Source organism: Streptococcus sp. 3167, assembly GCF_013277175.1.
Classification (GTDB): domain Bacteria; phylum Bacillota; class Bacilli; order Lactobacillales; family Streptococcaceae; genus Streptococcus; species Streptococcus pseudopneumoniae.
Window position 1 is genome coordinate 35976 of sequence record NZ_VMML01000011.1, and the last position, 13207, is coordinate 49182.

The window sequence follows — 13207 nt, forward strand, 5'->3', positions numbered from 1 at the left end:
TCTTTTTTTATCCTTTAAGTGAACCAGCCATAATTCCTTTATCAAAGTATTTTTGGAAGAATGGATACATAACAATCAATGGCAAGCTGGAAATGACAATAGTTGCGTATTTAATCAATTCAGCTAAACGTTTCATTTCATTCATAGCCGCTTGTGCTCCAATCATGTCTTGACCTGGTTGGCTCTGAATGAGAATTTTACGAAGTACTAGTTGCAATGGTTCCAAGTTTGGATCCTTGATATAAATCATTGCATCAAAGTATGAGTTCCACTGGCCGACAAAAGCATAGAGGAAGAGAACAAACATAATTGGTTTTGCAAGAGGAAGCATGATTTTGAAGAAAATCTGTAAATCATTTGCACCATCAATGACCGCTGCTTCAACTAATTCTTCAGGCAATCCTTGGAAATAAGCCCTAGCAAGAATAATATTCCAAACATTGACAGCACCTGGAACAATGATAGCCCATGGAGTATTCAGCATGCCCAAATCTTTTACCAGCAAGTAAGTTGGGACTAAACCACCACCAAAGAACATGGTTACAATCAAGAAGTAGTTAATCCAACGGCGCCCTACCAAGTCTTTCTTAGAAAGAGGATAAGCTGTAAACACAGATAGCAAGACTGTTAAAGCCGCAAAGCCAAAAGAGTATAGTAGAGAATTGATAAAACCTCTTAGAATAGATTGGTCACTGAATACACGCTGGTAACCTTCTACCGTCCAATCGGCTGGATTAAAGCTAATCCCTCTACTAACCAGAACCTTAGGATCCATAAAGGATGCTACGACGATATAAAGTAAAGGAAGTAAGGTTATCAAAACGATAAAGACAATAATGATTTTATTTAAGAGTAAGATACGTCTATCAAATTTTGTATCCATAATCGAATTTTTCATGCTTCCCTCCTTAAATTCCTTCACCATTATTCACGCGTTTAACGATTTGGTTAACCGCGACTAGCAATACTACGTTAATCACTGCATTAAACAAACCAACCGCTGTTGAGTAAGAATAGTCTCCTGATACAAGACCAACTTTATAGACATATGTAGAGATAATTTCAGAAGTTGGCAAGTTCAACGATGTCTGCATCAGGAATGCTTTTTCATATCCGACATTCATGATTCCACCTGCAGCTAAAACAAATTGGATAACCATAATAGGCTTAAGAGCTGGAATATCAATGTGCCAGATTCGTTGGAAGATATTGGCTCCATCCAGTCGTGCTGCTTCTACTAAGGCTGGATCTACATTTACCAACGTTGCCGTGTAGAGCGTTGAAGCCCACCCCATTCCTTGCCAGATACCACTAAAGATGTATAAAGGTCTAAAGAAGTCTGGATTTGTCAAGAAGTCAGCCTTCATTCCAAACATAGAGAGAAAATTGTTAATTGGTCCTCCCACTGAAAAGAAAAGGAAAATCATACCAACGATAACAACGACTGAGATAAAGTTTGGTGCGTATAAAATGAGCTGAATTCGTTTTTTAACTTTTTCACTCAAGAGTTGATTGAGCATAATAGCAAGAATGATTGGTGGTAAAAAGCCAAGCAATAAACCATAGATACTTAATTTTAAAGTATTGGCTAACAAGATACCAAAGTTGGGAGAGGATATGAATTTTGTAAACTCAGAAAAACCAATCCAATCACTCCCTAAAATTCCTTTTAAGGGATTGGAATCTTTAAATGCGATTAAAACCCCGTACATAGGAATGTATTTAAAGATAAAGGTTAAAACTAAACCAGGGACAGTCATCAATAACAAGAGTTTTTGTTTCTTGATTCTTTCCCAAAGAGAAACTTGCTTCGCTTTGCTATTCATAGCAACCTCCTTTTTTGAAACGTTTCATTTTTGGTCGAAAAAGATAACGCTTGGCGCTGTCTATTTGTTTTGTTTTTGAAACGTTTCATTTTTGTTTTAAAAAAATAAATCTTTTTTTATCTGAATTCATTCTAACATTGTTAGCGTTTTCTGTCAAGACTTATTTTCATTTTTTGTTGTTTTTCCTTCAACAAATTTCACTGGTAGGATTGTCTGCAAATTAACAGTCTTTCCATCAATAATATCAAACAAAATCCGAACCGCTTCTTTTGCCATTTCTTCCAATGGTTGTTCAATAGTTGAAAGTAGATAATCTCTATCTCCAGCCATTTTAATTCCATCGTATCCAATAATTTGGACATCATGAGGAATACGTTTACCATTTTTTTCTAGTATATCAATAACATCTAAAGCTGCAAAGTCGTTAATTGTAAAAATTCCATCTATAGAATGATTGTCTTCCAAGAAACTCTCTAGCTTTCCATGATAGTCAGTAACTGTCTCATCCAAATCAAAAATACTAAGAGGTATTTTATGCTCTTGGACATACTTTTCAAAGGAAATTCTACGACGTTTGGTTTCATTAATGGTTGTATTATGTCCGCCCACAAAGGCTAAATGCTGACATCCTTTACTAATTAATTGTTTAGCTGCTTCTCTTCCACCTGCATCATTATCTGATGAAACACAAGGAATGGCAATATCTGAGTATGTGCGGTCAATACTAACAAAGGGAATTCCTGACGTCAAGTAATGTTCAATTGGACTATAGGTAATGGCAACCACTCCATCAACTTTATTATGACGCAACATCTCCAGATAGTCTTGCTCTCTATTTGTACCATTGATAGAACATAAGAGTAATTTGTTATTTCTCTTATAGACTTCATTTTCCACATGCATAGCAAATTCTGAAAAGAAGGGATGCCAGATACTTGGTACAATGATTGCAATCGTTTCTGTTCGATTTTTTTTCATTCCTCTAGCATAGTAATCTGGAATGTAATTCAAAGTTTTAATCGCTTGCTCCACTTTTTTCAAGGTTACTTCTTTAATGCCTTTTTCTTTATTAATCACACGTGAAACTGTTCCAACACTAACTCCTGCTTCTAAAGCAACATCTTTCATGGTAATTGATTTTCTTTGTTCTACCATCTTATCACCTCCTTTCAATATATAGTATCATGCAAACGCTTTTTTAGCAACTATTTCTCAATCATTTTTGTCCAGACCCTTTTTCCCATCATGAATAAAATCACTCCAATCGGCTTTCTAAAATCCCATCAATTTCATATATAGGAATCTACCAACCACAGGAAAAGACTTTGTTTGCTTTCTATCTCCTCTTTTTCATAATATATTTCCGTACAGGTGCTTCAACCATTTGAACGATTTCAAATCCTTCTTTTTGGTAAAGATTCTGAGCTCTTTGATTTGCTTCGAGGACATTTAAAGAAATACTGTCTATATCTTCATTTTCAAAGGCCAAACTAACAAATTTCCTTAAAGCCTGCCTACCTAAGCCCTGCCCCTGTTTCTGGGGGTTGATAAAGAATCTTCCAATATGAAGATTGCTGTCTTCTAGCCTGATTTTCTGGATAAGCCCGACAAACTCGTGTCCATCAAAGATTGAAAAGATTCCTTCCAACTCTTGCAAGACTTGAATTGTCAAGGGAAAAGGAATCATTGTTCCCATCCATTGTTCTTGAAATGATTTGCCTAGGGAGTTGGACCATTGGCATACGAGCTGAGCGTTTTCTGGGCTCACCTTTTCTTCAAAACGAATTGTCATCTTTTCCTCCCCATCTTATCTATGTTTCTCCATTATACTACTTCTCCCATTTTTTACGAATAGATAAGTATGATTGATTTTTATTTTTTTCTTGTTGGGAGCATTCTCGCTTCCTTTCTTGGTTTGGTCATTGACCGCTTTCCAGAGCAATCCATTATCCGACCGGCTAGTCACTGCGATTCCTGTCAGACTCGCTTGCGTCCCTTAGATTTAATTCCGATTCTCTCGCAGGTCTTCAATCGCTTTCGCTGTCGCTACTGCAAGGCTCCTTATCCTGTCTGGTATACCCTTTTGGAACTAGGCTTAGGACTCATATTTCTGCTTTACTCTTGGGGATGGCTCTCCTTGGGACAAGTCATCCTAATCACCGCTGGTTTGACCTTGGGTATCTACGACTTTCGCCATCAGGAATATCCCTTACTGGTCTGGATGACTTTCCACCTAATCCTCATGGCTTCCTCTGGCTGGAATCTGGTCATGATTTTCTTCCTTGTTCTTGGAATTTTGGCTCATTTTATCGATATTCGCATGGGCGCAGGGGATTTTCTCTTTTTAGCTTCTTGTACTCTCGTCTTTAGTGTGACTGAATTACTCATCTTGATTCAGTTTGCTTCTGCAACAGGAATTCTAGCCTTTCTCCTGCAAAAGAAAAAGGAAAGACTTCCTTTCGTGCCTTTCCTCTTGTTCGCTGCTTGTGTGATTATTTTTGGTAAGCTACTGCTTGTTTGATAAAGTCCAATTTTTGCCATATGTCCTTCATGAAATTATTTCACAGTTGAATTATAAATTATTTCTTTTGTACAAAGGAATGATGTTATCAAATCGATCTGTTCTTTTATCTTCTTGATACTGATCAAAAAATTTCATTTCGACTGAAAATATTTCGCTTATAAACTGTAAACGAATACTTTGTTTAGACATTATAGTCGCTAGACTGACTAGATGATTACTCAAAACGACGTCCAGGATACTCTTTACTTTGCTTGGTTTTTTTACAAAAATTTGATCATCCAAAGGTTCAATCATTTTGTAACCTTTTTGCGCAATTTGACGATAAAAGTAAGAATGTTGCTTTGGAGTCAATAATCCTAACTTAAAAGCTCGATACTCTAAAGCCTGTATCGAAACATTCAAATCCGACTTCAATAAAATATAACTATCAGGATTGCTGACACGCTTGCCAACCTTCTCTTCAAATTTGACTAAAAACTCTTCTTTTGGCAATAAAAAACATGATGCAAAATAATTTGCTTCTTGCTCCAAACGATCGCCATCTTCATTCATATCTTTACATTTGTGTAAAAGAATATGTCCTAGCTCATGAGCTAAGTCAAAATTTCGACGTACAGATGATTTATTCGTCCCCAACACAATATAAGGTCTTCCCAATTTTGACCATGCGCTATAAGCATCAGCTTGACCATTAATTAATCGTTCCACGATATAGATGCCTGAACGTTCTAATTTATAAAGCAAATCATGATTATCTTTTGAAATACCTAATTTTTCCCTGGCATAAAGAGCCAATTCCTCAATAGATTCTTCCTTATGATAAGATTCACTCACTACATTACTTAGGTCATGAATTGTAATATTAGGTATAATTACAAAACTTTCAAAATAATCAATCAAACTATCTACCTTATGTAAATACATAGTTTGAATATCTATTGTTTTCCGTGTTGCTAGATCTGCATTTCTAAAGGCAATTACAGAAGAATCAAATCGAATGCTCTCTTCTTCCTGTTCAAAATAAGTTAAATCAACATGAAATTGGTTGGCCAAATGCATTTTGGTTGATAATTTAGGTTTCGTTTCGTTGGACTCAAACTGCCAAATGGCTTGTTCCGTTAAATTAATTCTCTGAGCCAATTCTGCTCTACTTAAACCATTTAACAGCCGTAATTCTTTCAATACCCGACCATTAAACATTTACATACTCCTTACTACTTTTGACCTTCTTGTTTTTCTATTCTTGGAATAATTTCAAAATCTTCTGTTTCCGATAATTCTGAAAAATTAGGAATATTTTGATATTTAGCTTCTTCGAAATGGTACGAACTTGATTGAATATACTCAGACAAATCCTGAATCAAGTGTAACTGACCAGTTCGTGCATCAGGCATAACAACATCTACAGATATAATATTGTTTTCTGAGTCCGCCTCATAAGTTAAAATCATAAATTTTTCGATATTCGAATTTTTGGTAGCTTGTTCAATTTCTTGAATCATTTCATCAGAAACTAACTCCATCTGAATTGGAAAAGAATGACTATCTTCATCATTTTTGTAGGAAGAATGTTGATTAAGATAAAGTGTATTCATCCGAGCATATTCAAATAAGTAGCCACTCTTATTTTTTTGTACCAAAGGAAATTGGCTCGTAAGTCGCTTCTTACCCTTTATAATTAACAATACTTTCCCATATTTTTCTGTATTTGTTTCAAATTCTAAATATCCCCAAGTCTGTCCTGCTAATTGTAATTTATACTCAAACAAATCTGCTGATGCAAATGCATTATCAATATGATTAGGTCGCGTCCATGCATAACCATTCGACACTTTCATTGTCTCTCTTTTTTCTAGACGTTCATCTACATAATCTTTTTGCCCTTTCATCAAAGTATCTACAATTTTTTGTGCCTCAAGCGAATCAAAGAGATCCTGATTCAACATAATTCTTCCTCCTCCGAATACTTTTTAATGAATTATATCATTTTCTTAAAGAAATTACTACAATAATTAGCTTTTTCTTAAAGTTATATATTAGAGTAATTTAGCAAATGATATCTAAAACCAGCTTTTCTCCTGCAAAAGAAAAAGGAAAGACTTCCTTTTGTGCCTTTCCTCTTACTTGCTGCTTGTGTGATTATTTTTGGTAAGCTACTGCTTGTTTGATAAAGTCCTGAATCGGCTCTCCTTGGTGGAGGGCTTTTACAATTTTCGAACCGACAATAACACCATCCGATACCGCATTGAAGCGTTCTACATCAGCTTGACTAGATACGCCAAATCCTGTCAAGACTGGGATATCGGCCACTTGATGAAGTTGTGCCAAGTGCTTGTCCAAATCTGCGCGGTAATTGCCTGATTTCCCTGTCACCCCATTGATGGCAACCGCATAGACGAATCCTTCTGCCCCATCAATCAACTCTTTCTGACGCTCAAGCCCTGTCGTCAAACTAACTAGAGGAATCAAGGCGATGTCTGTATCTGCCAAAAATGGTTCTACAAAGTTGGCATGCTCATGAGGCAGGTCTGGGATAATCAAGCCCTTCACAGCTGTATCAGCCAGATCTTTGACAAAATTCTCCACACCGTACTGAAAGAGGGGGTTGAAGTAGGTCATGATGACCAGTGGAACCTCTGTTTCAATTGTTTTCAAGGTTTCAACCAAAGCCTGGGTAGAGGTCCCGTGGGCTAAACTGCGCAGGCCAGCTTCTTCGATAACAGGTCCATCTGCAACAGGATCTGAAAAGGGAATGCCCACTTCAATTGCAGAGACACCTAAATCTTCTAAAAAGTGAATTGTTTCCCCAAGTCCATCCAAACCTTTCTCATGGTCTCCAGCCATGATATAGGGAACGAAAATTCCTTTTCCAGCTGCTTTTATAGCGTTTAATTTTTCTGTTAGTGTCTTAGGCATGAGCTTCTCCCTTCTTTGCTGCATCTGCTTCCAAGCGGTCCTTGACTTGAACCACATCCTTGTCCCCACGACCTGATAGACAGACAATCATAGACTTGTCTGGTCCAAGTTCTTTGGCCAATTTCACCGCAAAGGCGATAGCATGACTCGATTCCAAGGCTGGGATAATCCCTTCCACACGAGACAAGAGTTGGAATCCTTCCAAGGCTTCTTCGTCTGTTACAGGGACATAGCTGGCACGTTTAATATCGTGGTAGTGAGAATGCTCTGGACCGATACCAGGATAGTCCAAACCTGCTGAGATAGAGAAGGCTTCAAGAATTTGACCATGGGCATCTTGGAGCACATCCATGAGGGAACCGTGAAGGACACCTGGACGACCCTTGGTCAAGGTAGCTGCGTGGTGCTCTGTATCCACACCAAGTCCAGCCGCTTCAGCTCCATACATAGCTACAGACTCATCTTCTACAAAGGGATGGAAGAGCCCAATAGCATTAGATCCACCACCAACACAGGCTACTAGGGCATCGGGCAGATTTTGACCTGTCATATCGCGATACTGTTGTTTAGCTTCGCGACCGATGACACTTTGGAAGTCACGAACGATTTCTGGAAATGGATGAGGCCCCAAGGCAGAACCAAGGATATAGTGGGTATCGTCGATATTAGCCACCCATGAACGAAGGGCTGCATTGACCGCATCCTTGAGCACGCGCGAACCATCTGTTACAGCCTCGACCTTGGCTCCCAAAAGCTCCATGCGGAAGACATTGAGGGCTTGGCGTTTGACATCTTCCTCACCCATGTAGATGGTACATTCCATGTTAAAGAGGGCCGCAGCAGTTGCAGTTGCCACACCGTGCTGACCAGCACCCGTTTCTGCGATAATTTTCTTTTTACCCATGCGTTTGGCAAGCCAAACTTGTCCTAAGGCATTGTTAATCTTGTGGGCTCCTGTATGGTTAAGGTCTTCCCGTTTGAGATAAATCTTGGCTCCGCCGATATGCTGGGTCAAGTTTTTTGCGTAATAAAGAGGAGTTTCACGTCCTACGTACTGGCGCAAAAGCTGGTTTAATTCCTCTTGGAAACTTGGGTCTGCCTGACTTTCACGGTAGGCCTTCTCCAACTCCAAAACTGCTGTCATCAATATTTCTGGGACAAAACGTCCGCCGAATTTTCCGTAAAATCCATCTTTATTTGGTTCCTGATATGCCATGCTTTACCCTCTCTATAAATCTTCTAATCTTTTCATGATCTTTTTGTCCATCTGTCTCCACTCCGCTTGATACATCTACTGCATAGGGAGTAAAGTGTTGAATTGCTTTTACTACATTGTCTTCATTAAGCCCACCTGCGATAAAGAAAGACTGAGTTAATCCAGTCGTATCCAGTTGAGCCCAGTCAAAGGTCTGGCCACTTCCTGCCACAGGGGCATCAAAGAGTAGATAATCTGCCTGAGAATTGGGGACATGCCCATTTCCATCTACCTGCACAGCCTGAATACTGGCACAAGGCAAATTCTCAAATAAATCATCTGCCACCTGACCGTGAACTTGAACCAAGTCCAAGCCAACTTTGTCAATCGCTTCTAGCAGTTCTGCCCGACTTGGTGAAACAAATACACCAACCTTTTTCACATCCGCAGGAATAAGCTTTGCCAGCACAGCTGCCTCTTCTAAAGTCACCTGTCTTTTACTAGGTGCAAAGACAAAACCGATATAATCGGCTCCTGCTGAAACGGCTGTTTCCACCGCTTCTTTGGTCGATAGTCCACAAATTTTAACCTTTGTCAATCTGCAACTCCTTGGTTCTCTGGGCTACATCTTCTGCCTGCATGAGAGCTGTCCCTACTAAAATTCCGTTAAAGTATGGCGCTAGTCGTTCCGCATCCTGCCCTGTGAAAATAGCAGATTCAGAAATGTAATAACGTCCTTCCTTAAAGTGTTGGGACAAGTCTACACTGGTCTGCAAGTCGACTTCAAAGGTAGTCAAATTGCGATTATTGACCCCGATAATCTGGGCACCAAGTCTGTGAGCCACTTCTAGTTCAGCTAGATTGTGGGTTTCCACTAAGACTTCCAGACCAAGTTCCGTCGCGTAGTCATAAAGTTCCTTAAGACGTTCTTCTGACAAGGCTGCCACAATGAGCAAGATGACTGTCGCACCTGCATTGCGAGCGCGGATGATTTGCTTTTCATCGATGATAAAGTCCTTGTTGAGCGTCGGAATGTTTACCTGACTGGAAATCTCCCTTAGATAATCCAAATGACCTTTAAAGAAAACCTCATCTGTCAAAACAGAAATCATAACTGCACCATTTGCTTCATAAGTCTGGGCCTGTTGCACAATATCCACATCGAGATTGATATCTCCCAAACTAGGGCTAGCTTTCTTGACCTCAGCGATTACCTGCAAGCGGTCCTGATGATTCTTCAAAAATTCTGCCAAGCGATAGGTCTGGCGCAGAGGCTGGATTTGCTCCAGCTTCATCTGCTCCACCTCACGCGCCTTCTGCTCTAAGATTCGTGCTAAAAATTCCTGACTCATTTTTGGTACTCCTGTAACAGTCTGAGTTTTTCAAGGGCCTTGCCTCTAGCAATCACTTGACGGGCCAAGGCAACTCCTTCCTTGATGCTATCAATCTTACCATTAGCATAGAAACCAAGACCAGCATTCAAGACTGTCGTTTCCAAGAATGGACTTGCTTCGTTTTTCAGAACGCTGAGCAAAATTTCTGCATTTTCCTGAGCATTCCCACCACGAATATCTTCCATAGCATAGCCTTCCATTCCCAAATCCTCTGGAGTAAAGCTTGACAAACTGATTTCGCCATTTTCAAGAAGTGCAATCTTGGTTGTTCCGTTCAAGCCAGCTTCATCCAACCCTTCTGGTCCAGCAACCACGATGGCACGTTTGCGACCCATATTTTTCAAAACCTGAGCTGTACTTTCTAGGAGTTCTGGACGACTAATTCCAAGAAGCTGTGTTTCTAAAGCCATTGGATGAATCAGTGGACCAGTCAAATTCATAATCGTTGGAATTCCCAATTCCAAACGAGCTGGCATGATGTATTTCATAGCTGGGTGCATATTTTTAGCGAAGAGAAAGACGATTCCAGTTTTATCAAAGACCTTACCTAGTTCAGCTGGTTTGAGGTCAAGATTGATTCCCAAGGCTTCGAGGACATCTGCGGAGCCAGATTTAGAAGAAATCGAGCGGTTACCATGCTTGGCCATGTGAATACCGCCACCAGCCAAGACAAAGGCTGCAGTTGTGGAAATATTAAAACTGAAAGACTTGTCCCCACCTGTACCACAGTTGTCCATGGCATCATGAATCTCAGTTGGAATATGCTGGGCATGTCCTCTCATGACTTGGGCAATGGCTGTGCGTTCTTCAGGTGTTTCCCCCTTCATCTTAAGAGCTAAGAGGAGAGAAGCAATCTGCGCTTCAGTTACACGCCCAGTTACGATACGCTCAATGACATCCATCATTTCCACACCTGATAAATTTTCAAATTTTGCTAGTTTTTCAATAATCTCTTTCATCCTAGTTTCCTCACTTTACAACCTTCTCGATAAAATTCCGAATAGAAGACAAGCCGTCTGGCGTTCCAATGCTCTCTGGATGGTACTGGAAGCCATAAATCGGTAGGTTTTTATGTTGAATCCCCATGATGGCTTGGTCATCAGTCGAACGAGCTGTCACTTCAAAGTCTTCTGGCATTTCCTCAATCAAAATACTGTGATAACGCATGACCGCACGGCCATCCTCAATACCTTGATACAAAACAGATGGCGCTTCAAAGTTGATATTGCTCTGTTTCCCATGCATGACTTTTGGAGCCAAACCTAGCTTACCACCAAAGACTTCTGCAATGGCTTGGTGACCCAAACAAATCCCTAGAATCGGCTTCTTGCCTGCAAAATCACAAATCATGTCTTCCATCTTTCCAGCATCAACTGGCCAACCAGGACCAGGAGAAAAGACCAGACCATCTGCTTTTTCAGCTTCTTCATACAGCTTGGAATCATCATTTCTCAGAACCTGAACTTCTGCAAAATTCCCAATGTATTGGGCCAAGTTATAGGTAAAAGAATCATAGTTGTCAATCAATAAAATCATGGTCTTAGTTCTCCAATTCTAGTCATAGATTTTGCTTTGTTAATGGTTTCTTGGTATTCGTTTTGGGCGATAGAGTCGTAGACAATCCCTGCCCCAGCCTGCACATAGGCTCTTTGATTTTTGAGAATCATGGTTCGGATGGCAATGGCCAAATCCATATCACCCGTCGCAGACAAGTAGCCGATTGCTCCCGCGTATACGCCCCGTTTTTCTGTTTCCAGTTCATAGATGCGTCTCATAGCTCGAATCTTTGGTGCTCCAGAAACTGTTCCAGCAGGAAGTGTTGATTTCAAGGCATCCATAGCAGTGAGTTCTGGAAGCAAACGTCCCTTGACCACGCTGGTCAAATGCATAACATAGCGGAAGAGCTCCACCTTCATATACTTAGTAACTTGGACACTGGCCGTTTCAGAGATGCGGCCAATATCGTTACGCCCCAAGTCTACCAACATTCGATGTTCTGCTGTTTCCTTCTCATCAGAGAGGAGGTCAGTCGCCAAGGTCTTGTCTTCTTCATCCGTAGCCCCTCTTGGTCGCGTCCCTGCAATCGGATTGGTTGTCACGATGCCATTTTTGACAGAAACTAAACTTTCTGGACTAGCTCCGATGATTTGATAATCCCCAAAATCATAGAAATAAAGGTAATTAGAAGGATTAGTCACGCGGAGATTTCTGTAGAAGTCAAATGGATTTCCAGTAACTTCTGCTGAGAAACGCTGGCTGAGTACACATTGGAACATATCTCCGTTACGAATCAAGTCACGAGCTGTTTCTACCATTCCCTCAAACTTATGTGGAGCGATATGCGGTTTGAAGTCTAACGGAGATAGATCCAAGTCTTCAAATTCATTTGGAGCAGGAATGCGTAATTCCTCAAGCACTTGGTTCAAGGATTTTTCCAAGGCCTCTTGACTGCGCTCACTATAGAGAGCATCCTCGATGACATGAATTTTTTCCTTCTTGTGGTCAAAGACAATGTAACTCTCATAGACGAAGAAATGCATGTCTGGCGTTCCAATTGTATCTTCAGGAATTTGACCAATTTCTTCATAAAGCGAAATCATATCGTAACCAACAAAACCAATAGCTCCACCACCAAAAGGGAGCTCTGAATGGTGCTGGCTCTTATGAGTCACTTCATAAAGGAAATCCAAGGGATCCTGATCAATCATTTTCCCATTTTGGTAAAGAACTCCATTTTCAAACTTAATCTCAAAAACAGGATTATAGGCTAAGATAGAAAAACGAGCTGTTTCCTTGTCTCTCGGAATACTCTCTAAGATAACCTTGTGTTGTCCCTTTAAGCGCATATAAGCTAAGATTGGTGATAAGACATCTCCATGAATGATTCGTTCCATTGTAATTTCCCTTTCAGTTCTACTTCTAGTCCGTGGCGACTGTATGAAAAATCCCCACGCAAAATAACTTGCGTGAGGACGAAATTCGCGGTGCCACCTCAATTATAGGATTTCTCCTATCTCTCATTCCTGTCTTAGAAAGATTCTGTAACAGGCTGTGCGATAAAGGGCACTCCCTTGAGAATGATGTTTTCTTCTCTCGTTTCAGATGGACCCAACCTTACAGTTTTCTCTGCTTGTTTTCAGCAACCACAAGCTCTCTGTGAGAGAAAGGACTGTAATTTTTCCATCTTTTATTTTTTAGCTTCTAGGTAGTCTGCAATCGCAGCTACGTCCTTGTCTCCACGACCAGAGACATTGATGAAGAGATGTTCATCTCGGTACACCTTTATACTCTTCGAAAATCTCTTCAAACCGCGTCAACTTCACCTTGCCGTAGGTATGGTTACTGACTTCGT

The 13207-nt window shown here is 40.2% G+C and carries 14 protein-coding genes, 1 pseudogene and 1 other annotated feature; of the genes and pseudogenes, 2 read left to right on the plus strand and 13 right to left on the minus strand.

The window, feature by feature from the left end; translation table 11 throughout:
- Positions 1-7 precede the first annotated feature (7 nt).
- The 4 genes from HT678_RS01840 to HT678_RS01855 form a co-directional block, all read right to left on the minus strand.
- Entirely contained in the window at positions 8-898 is an 891-nt protein-coding gene (locus HT678_RS01840) for a carbohydrate ABC transporter permease (protein ID WP_000797956.1), read from the minus strand.
- Between the two features lie 10 nt (positions 899-908).
- Positions 909-1826: a sugar ABC transporter permease gene (locus tag HT678_RS01845; RefSeq protein ID WP_172924549.1), complete on the minus strand. Its 918-nt coding sequence runs from the start codon at positions 1824-1826 to the stop codon at positions 909-911.
- A gap of 153 nt (positions 1827-1979) precedes the next feature.
- Entirely contained in the window at positions 1980-2981 is a 1002-nt protein-coding gene (locus HT678_RS01850; RefSeq protein ID WP_000230199.1) for a LacI family DNA-binding transcriptional regulator, read from the minus strand.
- 181 nt (positions 2982-3162) lie between these two features.
- Positions 3163-3618 (minus strand): GNAT family N-acetyltransferase, encoded by a 456-nt coding sequence (locus HT678_RS01855; RefSeq protein ID WP_172924550.1) that lies wholly within the window; start codon positions 3616-3618, stop codon positions 3163-3165.
- Positions 3619-3687: 69 nt separating this feature from the next.
- On the opposite strand from HT678_RS01855, the gene HT678_RS01860 reads away from it, so the two are divergent.
- Entirely contained in the window at positions 3688-4347 is a 660-nt protein-coding gene (locus HT678_RS01860) for an A24 family peptidase (RefSeq protein WP_023932624.1), read from the plus strand.
- Between the two features lie 51 nt (positions 4348-4398).
- On the opposite strand, the gene HT678_RS01865 is transcribed toward HT678_RS01860, so the two are convergent.
- Both HT678_RS01865 and HT678_RS01870 read right to left on the minus strand, forming a co-directional pair.
- Positions 4399-5550, minus strand: coding sequence for an XRE family transcriptional regulator (locus HT678_RS01865; protein WP_023932622.1), 1152 nt, complete (start codon positions 5548-5550; stop codon positions 4399-4401).
- Between the two features lie 14 nt (positions 5551-5564).
- Positions 5565-6296, minus strand: coding sequence for a hypothetical protein (locus tag HT678_RS01870; RefSeq protein WP_023940758.1), 732 nt, complete (start codon positions 6294-6296; stop codon positions 5565-5567).
- Positions 6297-6419: 123 nt separating this feature from the next.
- Here HT678_RS01870 and HT678_RS01875 point away from each other — a divergent pair.
- Positions 6420-6518 (plus strand): annotated as a pseudogene (locus HT678_RS01875) (prepilin peptidase); the annotation flags it as partial.
- On the opposite strand, the gene trpA reads toward HT678_RS01875, so the two are convergent.
- The 7 genes from trpA to trpE are packed head-to-tail and all read right to left on the minus strand — an operon-like array spanning position 6490 to position 12749.
- Entirely contained in the window at positions 6490-7266 is a 777-nt protein-coding gene (trpA, locus tag HT678_RS01880; RefSeq protein ID WP_001127013.1) for a tryptophan synthase subunit alpha, read from the minus strand. The pseudogene HT678_RS01875 and the gene trpA sit on opposite strands and share 29 nt — an antisense overlap.
- On the minus strand, positions 7259-8482 hold the full coding sequence (trpB, locus tag HT678_RS01885) for a tryptophan synthase subunit beta (RefSeq protein ID WP_023940760.1): 1224 nt from the start codon (positions 8480-8482) through the stop codon (positions 7259-7261). The genes trpA and trpB overlap by 8 nt, the downstream gene beginning before the upstream one ends.
- Positions 8460-9059 carry a phosphoribosylanthranilate isomerase gene (locus HT678_RS01890; protein WP_000169908.1) on the minus strand — a complete coding sequence of 200 codons (600 nt, stop codon included), beginning with the start codon at positions 9057-9059 and terminating at the stop codon, positions 8460-8462. Before HT678_RS01890 ends, trpB begins: the two co-directional genes overlap by 23 nt.
- Positions 9046-9813: an indole-3-glycerol phosphate synthase TrpC gene (gene trpC, locus HT678_RS01895; RefSeq protein ID WP_000076540.1), complete on the minus strand. Its 768-nt coding sequence runs from the start codon at positions 9811-9813 to the stop codon at positions 9046-9048. The genes HT678_RS01890 and trpC overlap by 14 nt, the downstream gene beginning before the upstream one ends.
- Positions 9810-10814 (minus strand): anthranilate phosphoribosyltransferase, encoded by a 1005-nt coding sequence (gene trpD, locus HT678_RS01900; RefSeq protein WP_050207425.1) that lies wholly within the window; start codon positions 10812-10814, stop codon positions 9810-9812. Before trpD ends, trpC begins: the two co-directional genes overlap by 4 nt.
- Positions 10815-10824: 10 nt before the next feature.
- Complete coding sequence (locus HT678_RS01905) at positions 10825-11391, minus strand: aminodeoxychorismate/anthranilate synthase component II (protein WP_000601921.1); 567 nt, start codon at positions 11389-11391, stop codon at positions 10825-10827.
- On the minus strand, positions 11388-12749 hold the full coding sequence (trpE, locus tag HT678_RS01910; protein ID WP_000439608.1) for an anthranilate synthase component I: 1362 nt from the start codon (positions 12747-12749) through the stop codon (positions 11388-11390). Before trpE ends, HT678_RS01905 begins: the two co-directional genes overlap by 4 nt.
- Positions 12750-12820: 71 nt before the next feature.
- Positions 12821-13046 (minus strand) — a binding site (T-box leader).
- Between the last annotated feature and the right edge of the window lie 161 nt (positions 13047-13207).

What these genes read in the sequence shown, in the direction of transcription:
- HT678_RS01845 (WP_172924549.1), bottom strand. Translation starts at nt 1,826, where the DNA reads ATGAATAGCAAAGCGAAGCAAGTTTCTCTTTGGGAAAGAATCAAGAAA.
- trpD (WP_050207425.1), bottom strand. Translation starts at nt 10,814, where the DNA reads ATGAAAGAGATTATTGAAAAACTAGCAAAATTTGAAAATTTATCAGGT.
- HT678_RS01860 (WP_023932624.1), top strand. Translation starts at nt 3,688, where the DNA reads ATGATTGATTTTTATTTTTTTCTTGTTGGGAGCATTCTCGCTTCCTTT.
- trpC (WP_000076540.1), bottom strand. Translation starts at nt 9,813, where the DNA reads ATGAGTCAGGAATTTTTAGCACGAATCTTAGAGCAGAAGGCGCGTGAG.
- HT678_RS01855 (WP_172924550.1), bottom strand. Translation starts at nt 3,618, where the DNA reads ATGACAATTCGTTTTGAAGAAAAGGTGAGCCCAGAAAACGCTCAGCTC.
- HT678_RS01850 (WP_000230199.1), bottom strand. Translation starts at nt 2,981, where the DNA reads ATGGTAGAACAAAGAAAATCAATTACCATGAAAGATGTTGCTTTAGAA.
- trpB (WP_023940760.1), bottom strand. Translation starts at nt 8,482, where the DNA reads ATGGCATATCAGGAACCAAATAAAGATGGATTTTACGGAAAATTCGGC.
- HT678_RS01905 (WP_000601921.1), bottom strand. Translation starts at nt 11,391, where the DNA reads ATGATTTTATTGATTGACAACTATGATTCTTTTACCTATAACTTGGCC.
- trpA (WP_001127013.1), bottom strand. Translation starts at nt 7,266, where the DNA reads ATGCCTAAGACACTAACAGAAAAATTAAACGCTATAAAAGCAGCTGGA.
- HT678_RS01865 (WP_023932622.1), bottom strand. Translation starts at nt 5,550, where the DNA reads ATGTTTAATGGTCGGGTATTGAAAGAATTACGGCTGTTAAATGGTTTA.
- HT678_RS01840 (WP_000797956.1), bottom strand. Translation starts at nt 898, where the DNA reads ATGAAAAATTCGATTATGGATACAAAATTTGATAGACGTATCTTACTC.
- HT678_RS01870 (WP_023940758.1), bottom strand. Translation starts at nt 6,296, where the DNA reads ATGTTGAATCAGGATCTCTTTGATTCGCTTGAGGCACAAAAAATTGTA.
- trpE (WP_000439608.1), bottom strand. Translation starts at nt 12,749, where the DNA reads ATGGAACGAATCATTCATGGAGATGTCTTATCACCAATCTTAGCTTAT.